The 18,923-nt window shown below is 44.5% G+C and carries 11 protein-coding genes; 4 read left to right on the top strand and 7 right to left on the bottom strand.

Annotation, left to right across the window (positions count from 1 at the left end; translation table 11 throughout):
* The 6 genes from ACED59_RS02120 to hemL all read right to left on the bottom strand — a co-directional run bounded on the left by ACED59_RS02120 (position 1) and on the right by hemL (position 11,013).
* Entirely contained in the window at positions 1–987 is a 987-nt protein-coding gene (locus ACED59_RS02120) for an ABC transporter permease (RefSeq protein ID WP_009847562.1), read from the bottom strand.
* Between the two features lie 169 nt (positions 988–1,156).
* Complete coding sequence (locus ACED59_RS02125) at positions 1,157–2,839, bottom strand: ABC transporter substrate-binding protein (RefSeq protein WP_009847561.1); 1,683 nt, start codon at positions 2,837–2,839, stop codon at positions 1,157–1,159.
* A 709-nt stretch (positions 2,840–3,548) separates the two neighbouring features.
* Positions 3,549–6,938: a response regulator gene (locus ACED59_RS02130; RefSeq protein ID WP_017097316.1), complete on the bottom strand. Its 3,390-nt coding sequence runs from the start codon at positions 6,936–6,938 to the stop codon at positions 3,549–3,551.
* 217 nt (positions 6,939–7,155) lie between these two features.
* Positions 7,156–8,178 (bottom strand): 16S rRNA (guanine(1207)-N(2))-methyltransferase RsmC, encoded by a 1,023-nt coding sequence (gene rsmC / locus ACED59_RS02135; RefSeq protein WP_017097315.1) that lies wholly within the window; start codon positions 8,176–8,178, stop codon positions 7,156–7,158.
* 110 nt (positions 8,179–8,288) lie between these two features.
* Positions 8,289–9,374 carry an AI-2E family transporter gene (locus ACED59_RS02140; protein ID WP_017097314.1) on the bottom strand — a complete coding sequence of 362 codons (1,086 nt, stop codon included), beginning with the start codon at positions 9,372–9,374 and terminating at the stop codon, positions 8,289–8,291.
* Positions 9,375–9,717: 343 nt separating this feature from the next.
* The gene (gene hemL, locus ACED59_RS02145) at positions 9,718–11,013 is read right to left on the bottom strand and encodes a glutamate-1-semialdehyde 2,1-aminomutase (protein ID WP_012604713.1); all 1,296 of its coding nucleotides are present in this window, start codon (positions 11,011–11,013) and stop codon (positions 9,718–9,720) included.
* Positions 11,014–11,309: 296 nt separating this feature from the next.
* On the opposite strand from hemL, the gene erpA reads away from it, so the two are divergent.
* The 3 genes from erpA (at position 11,310) to ACED59_RS02160 (ending at position 16,213) form a co-directional block, all read left to right on the top strand.
* The gene (erpA, locus tag ACED59_RS02150) at positions 11,310–11,651 is read left to right on the top strand and encodes an iron-sulfur cluster insertion protein ErpA (RefSeq protein ID WP_004734539.1); all 342 of its coding nucleotides are present in this window, start codon (positions 11,310–11,312) and stop codon (positions 11,649–11,651) included.
* Between the two features lie 337 nt (positions 11,652–11,988).
* On the top strand, positions 11,989–13,113 hold the full coding sequence (locus ACED59_RS02155) for an efflux RND transporter periplasmic adaptor subunit (RefSeq protein WP_017097312.1): 1,125 nt from the start codon (positions 11,989–11,991) through the stop codon (positions 13,111–13,113).
* A 10-nt stretch (positions 13,114–13,123) separates the two neighbouring features.
* A complete protein-coding gene (locus tag ACED59_RS02160; protein ID WP_017097311.1) occupies positions 13,124–16,213 on the top strand; it encodes an efflux RND transporter permease subunit in 3,090 nt (1,029 codons plus the stop codon).
* Positions 16,214–16,309: 96 nt separating this feature from the next.
* Here the strand turns inward: ACED59_RS02160 and ACED59_RS02165 are convergent, their stop codons facing one another.
* On the bottom strand, positions 16,310–17,599 hold the full coding sequence (locus ACED59_RS02165) for a peptidoglycan DD-metalloendopeptidase family protein (protein ID WP_017097310.1): 1,290 nt from the start codon (positions 17,597–17,599) through the stop codon (positions 16,310–16,312).
* Between the two features lie 129 nt (positions 17,600–17,728).
* Here ACED59_RS02165 and tyrS point away from each other — a divergent pair, with 129 nt between their 5' ends.
* Positions 17,729–18,916 carry a tyrosine--tRNA ligase gene (gene tyrS / locus ACED59_RS02170; protein ID WP_004734518.1) on the top strand — a complete coding sequence of 396 codons (1,188 nt, stop codon included), beginning with the start codon at positions 17,729–17,731 and terminating at the stop codon, positions 18,914–18,916.
* Positions 18,917–18,923: the final 7 nt, after the last annotated feature.

Raw genomic sequence — 18,923 nt, forward strand, 5'->3', positions numbered from 1 at the left:
TTATTTACCACCCTTACGAAGACGAGGGTCAAGAACAACGTAAAGCATGTCTGCAACTAGGTTAAAGAACAGCATGAATAGCGTCATGATAAGCAGTTGGCCTTGCAGTACTTGGTAATCACGAGCGTTAATTGCGTTGAAAAGTACGCTGCCAAGACCTGGGTAGTTAAAGATGATTTCGATAATTAACTGACCACCGATTGCCATACCTAACGACATAGAAAGTGCTGTCACACTTGGTAGCATCGCGTTACGAGCTGCGTAATTGAATACCACTCGGTTTTCGCTCAGGCCTTTGCCTTTCGCCATGGTGATGTAATCTTCAGCTAGCAGGTTGATCATGTTGTTACGCATGTTTACTAGGAAGCCACCAATTTGAACAATAGATGCACATAGCAAAGGTAAGAAGGCGTGGTAAGCGACATCTTTAATGAATGCCCAGCTTGTCCAATCTGGAATCGTACCTGCGGTATAGGCGTAACCTGTTGGGAACCATTTCAAGCCGATTGCGAAGGTAAACAGCGCAATCATGGCAATAACAACTTGAGGAACGGCTTGTAGAATAAGCATCCCTGGAGTAACAAAAGCATCGTATTTGCTGCCACGTTTCCACGCTGCAAAAATACCTAGGATTGAACCAATAGAGAAAGAAAGAATAACGGCAGTGCCTGCTAAGAATAGCGACCAACCGAATGCGCCACCTAACAGTGTATTTACTGAAAGTGGGTAGAATTGAATTGATGTACCAAGCTCCCAGCTTAGAATGTTCTTCATGTATGCGCCGTATTGAACCAGTAAGCCGCCATCAACGAAGCCTAATAGTTCTTTCATTGCCGCAATACGCTCAGGAGTAACTTGAACAGAAGCGTTCGCAAACATCATGGTAACTGGGTCACCAGGCATTGCTCTTGGAATAATAAAGTTTAACGTCGCTGCAACTAATAGCGCGACAAAATAAAATGACAAACGTCTTAAAAAATAACCCATAACTCACACCTTACTCACCCAGATTGTTTCCCTGTTTCTGGATTCAGGTCGCTCCTAGCGAAATTTGGAACGAAAAATCCCCTGACGACTAGCGCCATACTTTCAATTGATAGTGTGGGGATTTTTATAAGCGGCGTAAGAAGTTACGCCGCAAAGATTGAACGATTACTTATTTAACTGGTTTTAGGTCCAGTACATGAAGTAGACGCTCTGGAATACCAGCCCAAATGTTTGGACGGCCTTTTGGATTTTCTTCGTTCCACCAACCAGTGAATCGAGTTGTGTTGTATTGGTACATGTAAGCACCAGACATCACAGGGATAGTCACTTGGTCTGCAGCGATAATTTGCTGGATACCATGTGCAATATCTAGCTGTTCGTTCTTGTCAGCTGTTTTGTAGAAGCTGTTTAGAAGACCATCTAGCTTGTCATTTTTGTAGAAGTGCATAGCGAAACGAGGCATACCATCACCAGATTGTAGTGATGAGTTGTAAGCACTGTTCCAGTACGTGTATGGATCCGCACCGTGGAAGTAGTTTGTGTATGCTACGTCGTATGTACCTTCAAGCATTGCTTGGTTGTAAACAGAGAAGTCAGGTGTACGAGCTTTCGCTTTAATACCGATTTCGTTTAGTTGCTCTACCGCAAGTTGAACTGTGTTGTTGAAGTCAGTCCAGCCGTTTGGCGATTGAATCATTAGTTCGAAAGATTTGCCTGATGGAGTGTCAACAAAACCATCTTTGTTTACATCTTTGAAGCCTGCGTCAGCAAGAAGCTTCTTCGCGCCTTCAGCGTTGTAAGTGTTGAAGCCTTTGTATTTGTCGTGAGTTTTTTCATCAGACCAAGCTTCAAACGCGTAGCCAAGACCCGATGCGAAATCGTTCACAGTACCGCCACCGTAGAATGCGATGTCGATGATAGTTTGGCGGTCAAGAGCCATAGAGAAAGCACGACGGAATTCAACGTTGCTCAATGCTTCATGCTTCGCAGCATCAGGGTGCTTGAAGTTAACGATGAATGCTTGTGTACCTGCTGGCGGGTACCAGTAGTGGTGTTTAGGGCTTGCTGCAGCGTATGTACGATCGATATCTGGAACGAAAGAAGACGTCCAGTCCATTTCACTGTTTACAACTTTACCTAAGAACTGGTCGTTGTTCGCAATTTGTGGAACACGTAGACAGTCAACATCTAGGTTATCTGCATCCCAGTAGTTCGGGTTTGCACACTGGATGTACAGTTGCGCTGTAAACGTATCGATTTCTGTAAACGGACCAGAACCTACCGGGTTCTCATTGGTAAACGTTGATGGATCTTTAACGTCTTTCCAGATGTGCTTAGGTACTACAGGTACTTTAGCAATCTCGTAAGGTACGTTTGAGTTTGCTTCTGTTAGTGTGAACTTAACTTGGTTGTCGTTCAGTTTTTCTACAGAAGTTACCCAAGAGTTGATACCAGATTGGTCAAGCTCTGGCTTCTCTTTTACAAGGTTGAAAGAAAAAACAACATCATCAGCAGAGAAAGTTTCTCCATCAGACCATTTAACACCCTTACGAATGTCGAAAACAACGCTCATCAGATCATCTGACATTTTGAAGTTTTCAGCTAGACGGAACACCGGAGTGTTACCGTGCATTTCGTTAAATACTACTAAAGGCTCGTACATGAAGTCAGTTGTAGTATGTAGGTTAGTAGCACCAAGGTACGGGTTAAAGTTACGTACGAATGTAGTGTACTCTTTCGGGTGAACGGTCAGTTCGCTGCGCTCTGCAGCTGTTGCTACTGATGCAAAACCTGTTGTAGCAGTTGCAATAATTGCTGTTGCTATTGCTGTTTTTTTTATATTGGCAAGCATAGCTGTTCCTTACTATTTGCTTTCATTTCACTAATGGATTGAATGTTATCTGTCGCTAATTATTTAGTAGATACACACTCTAGTTAAAGGCCTACCTCTTCTTCGTTGCTCCAGATTCATCTTTGATTCTGAGAAGTGGTAAGAGTGGCCTGTAGGCCTTTGGCAGGAGTAAGAAAACACCTTATCGATGAATTAATCAAACTCGTTTCCCGTCAAAAACGTTAAAAACACACAGCACCACGTCATTAACGTCAAAATAGCTTGCTTTGGTGGTTTTTTGTGCGCAATTGTTAAGGTGATGTGACTCGCATTTGGTTTTGTGGTGGCGGTCTCTTGTAAGTGATTACTAACCTTTTTGACTTTTAATTATAGGGGCTTATCTTACTGTGATGTAATTGTAGATCTCGGTCACTTACCTATTTTACGTTAAATTTTTCTAGAAAATTAAATCTGCCGTTCTGTTGTGACTCGCTTCTCAAACTGCAACAAATAGCCGGAGGAATGTGAAATTCAGCCAAGAATAAGGCTCAAAATAGTAACTGAACTGGTGATTGTTTAAGATTGAGTAACGTGTCATTTTGCTTGTTTAATGCCGTAAAAGAAGTGTGTTTGAATCGACGTCATTGTCCTTTGGTCGCGTACGATATTCACAAAAAAGCCCACGCTAGGTGGGCTTCATTATTTACAGTAGCTTGAGCTTACTTCAGAGCTAACTGGTCAGTAGTTTTTGTAGCTTATCCCTTAGGGTCTCAATATGAGTTCTTTCAGGTGTCTGTTCTTTACAGTGCTCAAGTATAAACTCGATAGAGCTCAGTACCGTTCGCCAGCGAGGCGTTTTCGGTAGAGTTTCTACACGTAGATATTTGTCTAGCGTTCTAGTTTGCAGGGTACTGCGGTCTAGGTAGACGCGCCACAAGCCACTCTTCTCTGCGAAGGCAAACTTGGTTTCCCCTGTAACAGACTCCCAGTAGATGATGGCACTAGTCATGACATCGACCAGTACTTCACGCATCAGCTCTTGTTTGTTTTTACCTTCACCGGTTGCTTTATCTGCAAGGCGAGTAAATTCACCGCCAAGCTCTTTCAGTTGTTGAAGTTTATCTTTGTCACCCTCAAAGGCGTAGCTTGAAAGTGCCTCAACCGCCGTTTCAAGGTTATTGACTCGGTTTGAGTTAACCCCACCACCAACATTAAAGATATACATGGTGTCGAGCCCTGAGCCTTCAGGTAGCTTAAGGATATCACTTGGTATTCGCTGACGAGTGTCGTCTATATAGATGTCAATATCACCACAGTAGTGAGCTTGTTCCACCTTAAGGTATTTAGGCGCAATGATCTCATCGGCCATAGAGCGTTTAAGCTGCTCTTGCCCGCGCCTAAATAGTTTTGCTGCAGCTTCGTTGGCAAATCGAATTCGTTGGTCATCACGAATACAGATGATGGCCTCAGGGGCTGATTCTAGCTGCTCTAGCAAGCGCCCTTGAGTTTCTAGCAGGTTCGCTTCAACCATGGCTCTGTGTTTAAGCTCCAGTTGCAATTGATCATTCTCAAGACGCCTTTGCTCAGCTTTACTTGCTGATAAGTGAGCCGTAATTCGCGCCGCCAGCTCTTGTTTGTTGAACGGTTTAGACAAGTAATCGTTGGCACCAGCTTCAAAGCCACGAACACGGTCTTCTGCTTGATTAAGAGCTGTGAGCATGATGATTGGCAACTGTGCATGATCGTATTGCTTACGCAGAGCTTCACACACCTGATAGCCACTCATACCTGGCATCATAATATCGAGCAGAAGTAACTCTGGCTTCTCTTTCTCAATCAGTTCAATGGTTTCTGGGCCGTCACATGCGGTGCGCACTCGATAACCTTCCAATTTCAAGAAACTGTCTAGCACGCGTAAATTTACTGGTTCATCGTCGGCGATAACCAGTAACGGACCGTCTGGATCTTCACTGATAACACTATTTTCTTGTTGGCTGTTATCAATTAAATCTGGCGCTTGGAAGTGTGAATAGCTTCCTGAATCACTGTAGTTATCCAATTCTTCTTGGGTGGCTAAAGGCAGGGTAAAGCTGAACGTCGTGCCAAGCATTGGTTGGCTACTTACGTACAGTGAACCGCCCATCAGTTCAATCAGTTGACGACTTATCGACAACCCAAGCCCTGCACCTTGGCGATAGTTACTTGAGTCTTGTCCTGCTTGAATCAGTGGTTCAAAGATGTGTTCTAAGTATTCAGCAGGTATGCCTTGGCCTGTATCAACAACTTGTACACGAATGTTCTCGTCGATAACGCTTGCTGAGATAACAATTTTACCTTCTGATGTGTACTTGATGGCATTGCCGACCAAGTTATACATCACTTGTTCTAATCGTTGAGGATCGGACGAAACCAACCCTAAGTCACTGGGTACTTGGTTAATAATTCGGATTGGCTTATTGCCCAACAGATGATGAGACAATTCTAGTACCAAGCTGGTAGCAGCAGATAAATCAACAGCAGATTTATTTATGTCTAAACTGCCGTAGCGCATTTTGTGGTAATCAAGTAGATCATCGACCAGTGTTGCCAATCTCTGGCCACTATTGATGATGATATCCAACTGGTACTTCTGGTTGGCAGGAATAGGACCGTTTGCACCAGATATTAGCGCTTCAGCGATACCTACCATGCCATGTAATGGCGTTCTCAATTCGTGTGATGTTGTTGCTAAGAATTCATCTTTAAGTTTGTTGGCCAGTTGCAACTCTTCATTTTGTTTTTGAATGGTCTTAAGGTTGTCCTCAAGCTCATCATTTTGGCTCTTAATGAGCAGCATCTTTTCACGAATCGAACGTTGCATTCTTTCGAAGCTTACTGCGAGGCGGCCTATCTCATCTTTTCGTTCGGTATTAATCATGGTTTCATCAAGGTCACCCGCAGAGACTTTCTCTGCTGCCCATGTGAGCTTGAGTAACGGTGATGTGATGAAGTTAGACAGATAATGGGATGCGACAAATACAAGAATAATCGCCGTCAACATCACGATCACAAAGATCTTTTCTAACTGATGAATACGGGCAAACGCTTCTTTCTCTGGAAGCTCGACGACCAGTGCCCAAGTCGCATATTTGAGCTCAATTGGAGTATATGCAGCGATGATCGCTTGATCCTGAGCGTTGTCGAAGGTGCCAACGGCCGTTTCTCCGGCCAGAGCTTTATCAACAACATCTAAACTCAGATTAATCGACTCTTGTGAATGGGCAAGGCTACGTGGCAGATGATCATCGCCGACAAGCAAGGTTTGAATATTCGAACTCTTGTTGAGATCGGCAATAAGCTTAGTAATACCATTGATGGGTAGTCTAAACATGGCGTAACTGTGTAGGTAGCCCTGTTGAACGATAGGTGCGCCTAACCATGCGGTCTGTTTACCATTTTCGTCTTTAAAGTCAGAAACGATAACCGGCGTGTAGTCTTCGTTGGATTTGCGTTTGTCTTTTACGTCCTTTTCCAGGCGTTGAAAGGTTTTGCCGAGGTTTGCATCTTTGTACTTACCAGTCAGCAAGTTGGTGCCGTAGTCATCGCGCTTAAAAACTGAATAAGCGATGTTACCGTTAATGTCGACTAATAAAATGTCGTCAAAATCTGAACGCTTAAGCAGCTCTAAATAAGAGTTGTGGTAGCGCTTGTGCAATAGGCGATAACGCTCACTTCCTATGTAGCTGCTGGATTCAGGAAGAATCGATGTTTTGATTTGATCGCCCGATCCTTGAATGTAGCGTTGCTGCGCATTAGCGCGTGCTTCGTCAATGTCTAAGCCGAGGCGTTGGAATGCATTGATCAAACCATAGAATCGTCCGCCACTGGCATTGGCAAGCTCTGAGCGAACAAAACCCATCACTTGGGATTCTTGAGCTTGTAGGTAATCGACAATTTGCTGCTGTTTAGTATCACGGACGGAAACAAGGTGCGAAGTACTTTGTTCCTGAAGATCCTGACTGTGCGATTGGAGGAAAAATATCGCGATAAGTGTTACTGGGGTAATACTAAGGACAAGAAATGCCAGCATTAGGGTATTTTGAAGGCGCTTAAACTTCTGCTTACGATAGAATCTAAACATAAATTGGGTACTACTTTCCTTTGATGTACTGCTTGAAAGGGATGAAAACAAGTACAGAGAATAGAATTAACGGGTTCCAATTTAACGAAATTAACGAGTTTTTTTACTTTGACAAGTAAGTGGTATTTAAAGCGTGTGCAAAAGCTCATTTTTATGGGCTTTTGATAGAAATATGAACAGACAGCGCAGATATTGACCCTGCGCTGTGTTAGATAGGCTATTTGCTTGCGTGATAGATCGCGAATTTGGTGGTCTTATTTAGAGTCGCGCATTTTCCAAAAGCTTGCTCAATAATTGGAATGTATTTTAAAAAACTGTTCGCAACAATAATCATCTCACCAGAACGCTTCATGTGGTTAGGAGCCTGAGCAAGTAAGGTTTCAGTCGCACTGTAGCTTGTATCCAAACCAGAATGGAATGGTGGGTTACTGATGATGAATTGGTAATCTTTTGATGTGTCAGAGTAGACATCTGAGGCGAAGACATTACCTGTTAAACCATTCGCTTCTAGCGTTGCTTGGCTAGACGCCACGGCAAATGCACTGATGTCGCACATTTCCAGTTCGATATCAGGGTGACGAGATGCCATTACCGCGCCCAATACGCCTGCACCACAACCGAAATCCAGTACTTTACCTTTCAGTTTTGGCAGGGTATCAAGTAATAGTTGGCTACCAACATCAAATTGACCATGACTGAAGACGCCTGGAAGACTTTTCACGGTTAGTGATTGCTCACCAATGTTAACCGTGTAGGTTTTAAACCACTCTTGCAGGTTGAAGGCTGGTGGTTGCTCGAAGCATTGACCCCAGTAGAAAGAACAACGACGCGCTGAATCGTATTTCACGACTTTGCCGTAAGGAGTGAACATCTTCTCGATACTTTTAACACCTGAACGATTTTCGCCAACTACGACAATCTCGGTATCTTTACCTAGCTTGGCAAATAACATCGCCAGCAGAAATTCCGCTTCCGCTTTGGCCTTTGGCCAGTACAGCATCACTAAATCGGCTTTGGTCTCTTCGGTAAATTCCGCACCATAAAAACGTTGGATGGTGTTGCTGCCTTCTAATTGACGGTAGTAGCTGTAATTAGAAGTAAACACGGTGACTGATTCACAATGTTTCGCTAATTCAACAGGGAATAAGTCTTCAGCCTCACCGGCAACTAAAACATGTTTGCCTTCAAAGTAGGCAAGTTGGCGCTCAGCAATTTGGCTTGGGGCAATATAAGCTGACATAGGACACTCTATTGAATCGTTAGCAAAAAATGAGGGCGGATTTTCGCATAATCCGCCCAAAGCTTGAAGTGTTTAATACGGGTTCGGCAACCAAGTTGCTGAACAGTTGATCAACTCTTGTCTTGCTGGTTTAAAAAGTCTTTAAACTCTTCATCGTAAATATTGAAAAGAACGATAGTAATAGCAAAGATCAGTGGGCCGTAGATAAGACCAATTAGGCCAAAAAGTTGAATACCACCCAACAGTGAGAAGAAGATCATTAGGGTATTCATGCCTGCACTACCTTGCATCAGCAGCGGGCGCAGTAGGTTGTCTATTGAGCCCACAATCGCGATACAGTAAACCGTTAGGAAAATTGCCCACGTGGTATCACCGGTTAGGAATAAGTAGGTTGCGGCTGGGATCCAGATTAGAGCAGTACCGACCACTGGGATGAAAGAGGCAAAGCCCATCATGGTGCCCCAGAACAACCCAGGGAAACCAGCAATCCACATACCTAAACCACCCGCAAAACCTTGCGCTATTGCGGTTAAGAATGAGCCCATAACGGCAGACTTAGAAACTTGCTCAATCTCAGTGAGGAGCTTGTCTTCTTGGCTACGAGATAGCGGAAGAATATGACGAACCACACTGATGATTTTGTCGTGATCTCTTAATAAGAAGAACAGAACAAACAGCATCAAGAAGAAATCCATTAAGAAGTTGGTCGCATCACCAAGGATTTTCGCACTGATACCAACCAGTTTAGAACCAAAACTTGTCGCGAATTCTCCGACTTTCTGTGCGATGGCTTGGGGCTCAATGTTGTCGAAAGGCAGGTAGTTATTCACAAACGACAGCGCTTTGACCACAAGTGGGTGTGCAAACAGAGTCTGAATACCGCCGTGTGTTACCCATTGGTAGGTGTTCTGAGAGAACAGAGAGCCTTGCTGAACAATTGCTGCAAATACTGCCAATAAAGGGATAACAATAATGAAAGTCAGGATCACACAAGACAGCAGAGAGACTACGTTCTCTTTATTCGGTATCTTTTTTTCAAGCCATTCGTGAATTGGAAACATCAGCAACGAGATGATGAATGCCATTACTATGGAATTTACATAAGGCTCGATAAGCAAGTAACAAGCATAAGCCGCCGCAAGTAGGGCAATGATGATCACCCAGTGGCTGGTGTTGATTTTGAGTTTTTCTGACACGTTAATGGTCTCTATATTTGCGTTCTGAGTTTATAATGGCTGCAAAACAGAGAGTTAGCAATGAGGAGTTTTGATAATGGGATGCTGTAATAAAGATAAGAAATGCCAAGACGAAGAACAGCAAATAAAAAAAGAGCTCCCTTGGTTCAGAATGTTCCTAGGTACGCTGATGTTGTTGGTTTTTCTTTTCTGGGAACGTTAGACGTTTTTAGTTCAGTTTTAGCCTTAATCGAAGGGTAAATAATCTGTCATATTTGTGGTTAACGAGCGTGATGTATTAAAAAGGGCTGCATCTAATGCAGCCCTAAATTCAATCGGTTAGCGACTTATAAAGTGCTTTCGATTATTTGCTTTCAGCAGCAATGATCGCAAGAGAGCGGTCAGCAGCTTCTAGTGTTGCATCCAGTTCTTTTGAACCATGAGCAAGAGAAGTAAAGCTTGCTTCGAATGCTGAAGGTGCAAGGTAAACACCGTGATCTAACATTAGATGGAAGAAGCGCTTGAAGCGTTCTACATCACACTTAGTTACATCTTCGTAGCACGTTACCGTTTCTTGGTCTGTGAAGAAGAAACCAAACATACCGCCAACTTGGTGAACTAGCATAGGGATGCCGTGCTTGTCAGCAAGTTGCTTGAAGCCATTTGCCAACTGCTTAGTTTTAGACGCTAGACGCTTTTCGTTGCCTTCTTCTCTTAGAAGATTCAAACATGCGTAGCCAGCAGCCATTGCAACAGGGTTACCTGAAAGCGTACCTGCTTGGTAAACAGGCCCCGTTGGTGCGATGTATTGCATCACGTCTTTACGACCACCAAAAGCACCCACTGGCATGCCGCCGCCAATCACTTTACCAAGACACGTTAAGTCTGGCTTGATGTTGTAGTAAGCCTGAGCACAACCTTCAGCAACGCGGAAACCTGTCATTACTTCATCAAAGATTAGCAATGCACCTTCTTGATCACAGATCTCACGTAGACCTTCGTGGAAGCCTTCTACTGGTGGGATACAGTTCATGTTGCCCGCGACAGGCTCAACGATGATACACGCGATCTCACCTTTGTTTGCTGCGAAGATTTCACGTACTGAATCTAGATTATTGAAAGTTGCAGTTAGCGTTAGTTTCGCAAAATCAGCCGGTACGCCTGGAGAGCTTGGTTGACCTAAAGTCAGTGCGCCAGAACCTGCTTTTACAAGTAGGCTGTCTGCGTGACCGTGGTAACAACCTTCAAACTTAAGGATTTTGTCACGACCAGTAAAGCCACGAGCGAGACGAATCGCACTCATTGTTGCTTCTGTACCTGAGCTCACCATACGCAGCTGTTCCATTGATGGAACCATCTCAGATACAAGTTCAGCCATCTTGATTTCAGTTTCGGTTGGAGCACCAAAGCTAAGGCCGCGTTGAGCTGCTGCAATAACAGCGTCACGAATAACAACGTGGTTGTGACCAAGGATCATTGGACCCCAAGAGCCAACGTAATCGATATATGCTTTACCATCAGCATCAAAAATAAGTGGGCCATCAGCGCGTTCAACGAAGATAGGAGAACCACCTACGCCATTGAATGCACGAACTGGAGAGTTTACGCCACCAGGAATAGTTTGCTGTGCTTTTTCGTACAGCTCTGCTGATTTGGTCATTGATATATCCTCTTTTGACTGTCGGACCAATTGGCACGCATTGTACCTATCCGGAATCCAACTAGGAATGCCTTCGCTGATATAATCACCCGAATCTGGTTGTTTTGTGTGGTTACGCGTTTTAATTGTCAGATATTAGCGAGTTTACAGCAGTAAAAGGAACGATCCTGTGGTGAATACTTGAACGTTTCAGTCAGGTATTAGATAATCACCAGAATATAAGAAAATACTCAACAACTATGGTCTCGATTTAGATTTGTATCATGTTGTTTTTGACACAGGTAAGAGAGGTTGTCGTGAGCGAAGTAAATATCCCATTGTCCTTTTCTGATGCAGCAGCTACCCGCGTACAAACGCTAATTGCTGAAGAAGAAAACCCAGAGCTAAAACTGCGTGTATACATTACAGGCGGCGGTTGTAGTGGCTTCCAGTACGGCTTCACATTTGATGAAAAAGTAAATGATGGCGACACTACCATTGTAAATAGCGGTGTGACGCTGGTTGTTGACCCAATGAGCCTACAGTACTTAATGGGCGGCATGGTTGATTACACTGAAGGCCTAGAAGGCGCACGTTTCTTTGTGAACAACCCGAACGCGACAACAACATGTGGTTGTGGCGCATCATTTAGCGTTTAGCGTGCACGAAAGGTAGCTTGAACGGAAAGCTACATTAGAAATATTTTAAACGCCGAGCCAATGCTCGGTGTTTTTGTTTGTAAAAAATACACCATACAAAACAGACAGTAAGTCGACTTATTCTAGGCATGTACGCCAAGGTTATTTTGGGTGGTTATGCTTAAGCTCCACTTTATTCATTTGCTTTATAGTAAACGCCATATTTTTTAAACTGTCGATAGCGTCCAACTTCGTTGGCTGTGGGTCTGTTAAAGTTACCTCTGTGCATCAGGATGTTGCATATGACGGTGTTAAGCTAATTAACGCGCCTTAATCACATCGGACAAAAGGATTTGCTATGCCCACTCTATTTTCTAACTCTCCATTTTTTCAGAAACTGAAGCAGCCGTGGTTGGTTTCTCTGGTTCTAGTTGTACTGTTGTCGATTTGGCTTGGTTTAGGAGTGGGGCAAGCGGAAGAGTCGCCAGAAAAAAAAGCGACAGAAATTCCGTTGGCTAAGGTTTCCTTTCAAACATTCACTTCATCCCCCACCTTTAAAACCATAGATCTTTATGGTCGCACAGCACCCGATAGGCATGCTCGATTGGGAGCGGAAGTCGCGGGCAAGATTGTTAGGTTGAACGTTGTGAAAGGCGATACCGTTAAAGTAGGGCAAGCCATTGCTCAGATAGATAAAGGTGACTTAGAGATTCAGCTAGAGCGAGCTTCTGCTTTATATCGCTTGAAGCAGAAGGAATTCAAAGCGGCGCAGTCGCTGAAAAAAAGAGGGCTGCAAGGCGAGATAGCCTACACCACAGCTGAGGCTTCGTTAACTGAAGCGAAGGCTATGAAGCGTAATGCTGAACTGGCTCTAAAAAATACAGTCATCACATCGCCTTTCTCCGGTGTGGTTCAAGACTTGATGGTTGAGCTTGGCGATTTCGTAGGCGTCGGCGATCCGGTTGCGGGTGTGATTGATCTTGACCCTCTGGTCATCGAAGCCGATGTCAGTGAACGTCATATCCAGCATTTGTTAGTCAATCAATCCGCTTTGGTTCGCCTGTTAGGGAGAGAAGAAGCGGAAGGTCGTCTGCGTTATGTTTCTCGAATCTCTTCAGCCTCAACCAATACCTTCCCAATTGAGATTGAAATCGATAACTCCGATGGCCTGTTACCTGCCGGTGTCAGTGCTGAAGTAACACTCAACCTAGAAACAAGTGATGCTATCAAGATAACACCTGCGATGCTGGCTCTGGATGAGGCCGGTAATCTTGGGGTCAAAACTTTGGTTTCAGTCGATGACTCACCAACCGTGAAATTTGTAGGTATTCAGCTAGTAAAGGCAGAACAAGATGGAGTTTGGCTCACAGGGTTAGGTCAGCGAGTTGATATTATAACTGTAGGCCAAGGGTTTGTGCGTGATGGTGATTCTGTGATTGCTGTTGAACAAGGCGCTGAACTCTCTAACGTAACCGCAGAGTAGGAGATAACCAATGTATTCAATTATTGATGCAGCCTTGTCTCGAGCTCGAACAATGCTCTCTCTTTTGGCACTCATATTGGTCGCAGGTGTCGTTACCTATATTACGATCCCCAAAGAATCGAGCCCCGACATTACCATCCCGATTATCTACGTTTCTGTTGGGCACCAAGGTATTTCGCCAACCGATGCAGAACGCTTATTGGTTAGACCGATAGAACAAGAGCTGAGGTCGATTGAAGGCGTAAAAGAGATGACCGCAACCGCAGCAGAAGGCCACGCCTCAGTTGTGTTGGAGTTTAATGTTGGCGTTGATCTCACCAAAGCGATGGCTGATGTGCGTGATGCCGTCGATTTAGCCAAACCAAAATTGCCAGAAGACAGTGATGAGCCGACCGTAAATGAAGTAACACTCGCGTCTGAGCAACCTGTTCTGTCTGTTGTGCTTTTCGGTACTGTTCCTGAACGCACCATAGTGCAAATTGCTCGAGAGCTCGGAGATAAGCTCGAAAGCTATCGCCAAATTCTAGAGGTCGATATTGCAGGCGATCGCGATGACATTGTTGAGATCATTGTCGATCCGCTGTTGATGGAGAGCTACAGCCTAGATCAAGCGGATATCTATAACTTGATCGCTTTAAATAACCGAGTGGTTGCGGCAGGTTTTGTAGATACGGGTTATGGGCGTTTCTCTGTCAAAGTTCCTTCGGTGTTTAACTCTCTAAAAGACGTGCTTGAGCTACCAATTAAAGTGGATGGTAAACAGGTTGTAACCTTTGGTGATGTGGCCACGGTTCGTCGAGCGTTTCGAGATCCTGAAAGCTTTGCCCGTTTAGATGGTAAATCTGCGGTGGTCTTGGATATCAAGAAGCGTGCGGGTGAAAATATCATCGAAACCGTAGAGTTAGTTAAAGCGGTTATGGCTGGTGCTCAACAACAAGCGGAATGGCCCAATAACTTATTGGTTAAATACACCTGGGATGAATCTAAAGATGTGAAGATCATGCTCAACGATCTTCAAAACAATATCTTGTCCGCCATCATTTTAGTGGTGATCGTTATCATCGCCATTCTTGGTGTTCGAACCGCGTTATTGGTGGGAATTTCAATTCCAGGATCATTCCTCACGGGATTATTGGTGTTGTCTGTGTTCGGCTTAACTGTCAACATAGTGGTGTTGTTCTCTTTGATCATGGCCGTTGGTATGTTGGTCGACGGCGCGATTGTTGTTACCGAGTTTGCCGATAGACGAATGCAAGAAGGCGAAGATAGAAAAGAAGCTTACCGAGACGCAGCGAAACGGATGGCGTGGCCGATAACCGCATCGACAGCGACAACCTTGGCTGCATTTGCTCCGTTACTGTTTTGGCCGGATGTAACGGGCGAATTCATGAAGTTCCTGCCATTAACATTGATTGCAACCTTAACCGCTTCATTGATTATGGCGTTGTTGTTTGTACCGGTATTAGGTGGCTTGATTGGCAAACCTCAATACGTATCGCCTAAAAGCCAAGCTCGAATGGTGGCACTGCATAATGGTGATTTTTCACAAGCAACGGGCTTAACCAAGGCGTATTACCACACGCTTTCGATTGCGATTAAGCATCCCTTTAAGATTCTGTTCAGTGCGATATTGCTCGCGGTTGCAGTTGGTTTTACTTATTCAAAAGCGGGCCTAGGTGCAGAGTTCTTCCCTGAGGTTGATCCGCCGTTCTTTAACGTTAAAGTTCGTTCTCATGGTGATCTTTCTATTCAAGAAAAAGATGACATCATGCGCGATATTGAGCAAATGATGCTTAATCATGATGAGTTCGATACTGTTTACACACGCACGGGTGGGGACGACCAGATTGGCTTGATCTCGATTACTCCTGTTGATTGGCAATATCGTCGTAGTGTTAAAGCGATTATTGATGAATTAAAGGTGCAAACCGATCAATACGCTGGTGTTGAGATTGAATATAAGTTTCCAGATGCAGGGCCTCCGGTTGAAAATGATTTAGTGATTGAGCTGTCAGCAACAACACCAGAACAGCTGAATCAGGCTGCAAAAATTGTAAGAAACTGGGCGGATGGTAATCAAGCTCTGACTAACATCAGTGATACAGCAAGCAAAGATGGCATTGATTGGAAAGTGGATATTCGCCGAGACGATGCCGCGCGCTTTTCCGCTGATGCGACCTTGGTGGGTAATACCGTTCAATTCGTTACCAATGGTCTCAAGATTGGTGATTACCTGCCTGATGACTCATCAGAAGAGGTCGATATCTTGGTGCGTTACCCTAATGATAAAAGAGATATCGGACGCTTTGACCAGTTGAGAGTCAAAACACCTGCTGGCTTGGTACCGATCACCAACTTTGCTCAGATTGTTCCCGACCACAAGCAAGATACGATTAAACGCCTCGATGGTAAGCGCGTAGTGAACATCATGGCGGATATGGAAGAGGGCTATAACCTTGCCCTCGAACTGCCAAAGATTGAGCAAGCGTTAAGTGAATTGGGGCTACCTAGTAGCGTAGAATTTCGTATCCGTGGTCAAAATGAAGAGCAAGAAAACTCTTCTGCCTTCTTACAAAGTGCATTCATGGTTGCACTGGCGGTAATGGCGTTGATTTTGATTACTCAGTTTAATAGTTTCTATCAAGCATTCCTGATTCTGAGTGCGGTGCTGTTCTCTACGGTTGGTGTGTTTGTTGGTCTGCTTATCTTCCAACGTCCGTTTGGTATCGTGATGTCCGGTATTGGGGTGATTGCACTGGCAGGTATAGTCGTGAACAACAATATCGTGCTGATTGATACCTATAATCAACTAATCAAAAGAGGCTTAGATAAGCGCGACGCAATTCTAAGAACTGGTGTCCAGCGTTTAAGGCCAGTGATGCTGACGACCGTGACTACGATCTTAGGCTTGATGCCGATGGTATTAGAGATGAACATTGACCTGATTAACCAAAAAATAGAGTTTGGCGCGCCGAGTACCCAATGGTGGTCGCAACTCGCTACGGCGATTGCGGGAGGGTTGGCATTTGCAACGGTACTAACCTTGGTGCTGACGCCTTGTCTATTAATGCTAGGGCGAGATAAGAAGCCTGAAAAATAGTAGATACAGTGGTTCGATGAACATAAAAAAGAGCGCCTTGGTGGGCGCTCTTTTCGTTGGTTTATAGGGCTCTTAACCTAATTGGTATCTAGTTGCCTAATTAGTCGCTAGTAACTGGCCGTATCGCTCAAGGTTATTCAGTCGAATCTCTGAGTTGGCAATAAAGGTTGCTTTTGCTTTACCGGTTAACGACTTAGATTGCGGTAATTTCACGGTTCGCGCATTTTTATGTACGCCATTGACCAAGAATTCATAGTGTAAGTGCGGGCCAGTCACACGGCCTGTACCGCCCAAAGTACCAATGGTTTGGCCTTGTTTTACGCGCTGACCTGTTTTCACCATACGTCGCTTCATATGCAAGTATTTAGTGATATAGGTGTTGCTGTGGCGAATGAACACGTAGTTACCATTGAATTGGTTGTAACCCGATTTCTGAACAATACCGTCACCGGCTGCCCAGATAGGTGTGCCAACAGGGGCTGCGTAGTCGGTGCCTCGGTGAGCTCGAACCTTACCGGTTACTGGGTGTTTTCTACGAGGGTTAAAGTTCGATGTTACACGGCGAAAATCAATCGGTGAGCGCAAGAAGGCTTTCTTCATGGCACGACCATTTTCATCGAAGTAGTTGCCGCTTCTATCATCTAATACCGCGGTAAATGAATCACCTTGGTTTTTGAATACTGCCGCCATGATCTTGCCGCGACCAATCACTTCGCCTTCAACGACTTTCTCTTGGTACAAAATCTTAAAGCTGTCGTTGTTGCGAATATCCAACGCAAAGTCGATATCCCAACCGAAGATGCCCGCCAGTTCCATAATTTGGTTTGCAGTTAGGCCTGCATTGACGCCGGCGTTCCAGAAGTTAGACGTGATGTTGGCTTCGGCATAGTTGTATTGGTAGGCCACTTCCTTTTTGTCGAAGCTAGAGGAGAATGAATCGCCAGACTTAGTGATCTTGAAGCTTTCAAACGCACTAAGTTGTCGCTTCAACTGAATAAGGTCGTTGTTTTCATCAAAGCCGAATTGTAATACGTCGCCAGGTCTTAGATTGGACAGTTGCTTCTTAATATCATTATTGGTATTGAGTAGAGTGATCAGTAAACGGTATGAAAGGCCAATACGTTCAAATAAAACAGAGGTGCTTTCGCCAGAGCGAACGGTGTATTTCTCCCATTTGAGTACTGTCGTCGGTGGTGCGTCACTTGAGCTAACAAGTGCTGATGCACTGATCGTCAGTGGGTAGTGTTTTCCAACGACTAAAGCTCCCGTATCGTCACGTAAGCTGTTGACGTCGGGGAGTAAGAAAATAGCGATAAAAATTACGGCACTAAAAAATGCGATAAATGCCCGGTGCAAAATGGGAAGGCGTGCAAAAATAGACAACATGTTCCGGTTCGTTCTGTAAATATTATGAAAATAGACGACGGAATAGTGTAACTGGTTTCAAAATACATCGCTATTCAAGTAAGATGTCTAATTATTATATTTTTGCCAAATCTGTGGGAGTGAACAAGAATGGCGAGTATTGAAGCTGCACTAGCCGAGATCAAACGTGGCGTAGAAGAACTGATTCCAGAAGACGAACTGATTGCGAAACTAAAAGAAGGTCGTCCTTTACGCATTAAACTGGGTGCCGATCCAACCGCTCCAGATATCCACCTAGGCCATACGGTTATCTTTAACAAGCTTCGTGCTTTCCAAGAGCTTGGTCATGAAGTGACGTTCCTTATCGGTGATTTCACAGCAATGGTTGGTGATCCATCAGGTAAGAACTCAACACGTCCACCGCTAAGCCGTGAAGACGTATTGAAGAATGCTGAAACTTACAAAGAGCAAGTATTCAAGATTCTAGATCCTGCGAAAACGCAAATTCGTTTCAACTCTGAGTGGTTATCTGAGCTTGGTGCAGAAGGCATGATTCGTCTTGCTTCTAACCAAACTGTTGCTCGTATGCTTGAGCGTGATGACTTTAAAAAGCGTTACGCTGGTGGTCAACCGATCGCAATCCACGAATTCATGTACCCACTTCTTCAAGGTCACGACTCTGTTGCACTAGAGAGCGATGTTGAGCTTGGCGGTACTGACCAGAAGTTTAACCTTCTTATGGGTCGTGAACTGCAAAAAGCAGCAGGTCAAAAACCACAAGCGGTACTGATGATGCCACTACTTGTTGGTCTAGACGGCGTTAAGAAGATGTCTAAGTCTGCGCACAACTACATCGGTATCAGCGAAGCACCAAGCGAGATGTTTGGTAAGATCATGTCTATCTCTGACGATCTAATGTGGAGCTACTACGAGCTACTGTCTTTCCGTCCTCTTGAAGAAGTTGCGGAACTGAAAGCTGGCGTTGAGGCGGGCAAAAACCCTCGTGACGTGAAAGTACTTCTTGCTAAAGAGATCATTGCTCGTTTCCACAGCGAAGCAGATGCTGAAGCGGCTGAGCAAGAGTTCGTTAACCGTTTTGCTAAGAACCAAGTTCCTGATGAAATGCCTGAATTTGAATTCGAAGCCGGCCTACCGATTGCGAACGTTCTAAAAGAAGCGGGTCTTGTAAACTCGACTTCTGATGCGATGCGTATGATCAAGCAAGGCGCTGCTAAGCTTGAAGGCGAGAAGATTGAAGACAGCAAGTTTGTACCTGAAGCAGGTACTGCAGTTTACCAAGTAGGTAAGCGTAAGTTTGCTCGTATTACTATTAAGTAATAACACA

Source organism: Vibrio sp. FF266, from assembly GCF_041439695.1.
GTDB classification, from domain to species: domain Bacteria; phylum Pseudomonadota; class Gammaproteobacteria; order Enterobacterales; family Vibrionaceae; genus Vibrio; species Vibrio tasmaniensis_A.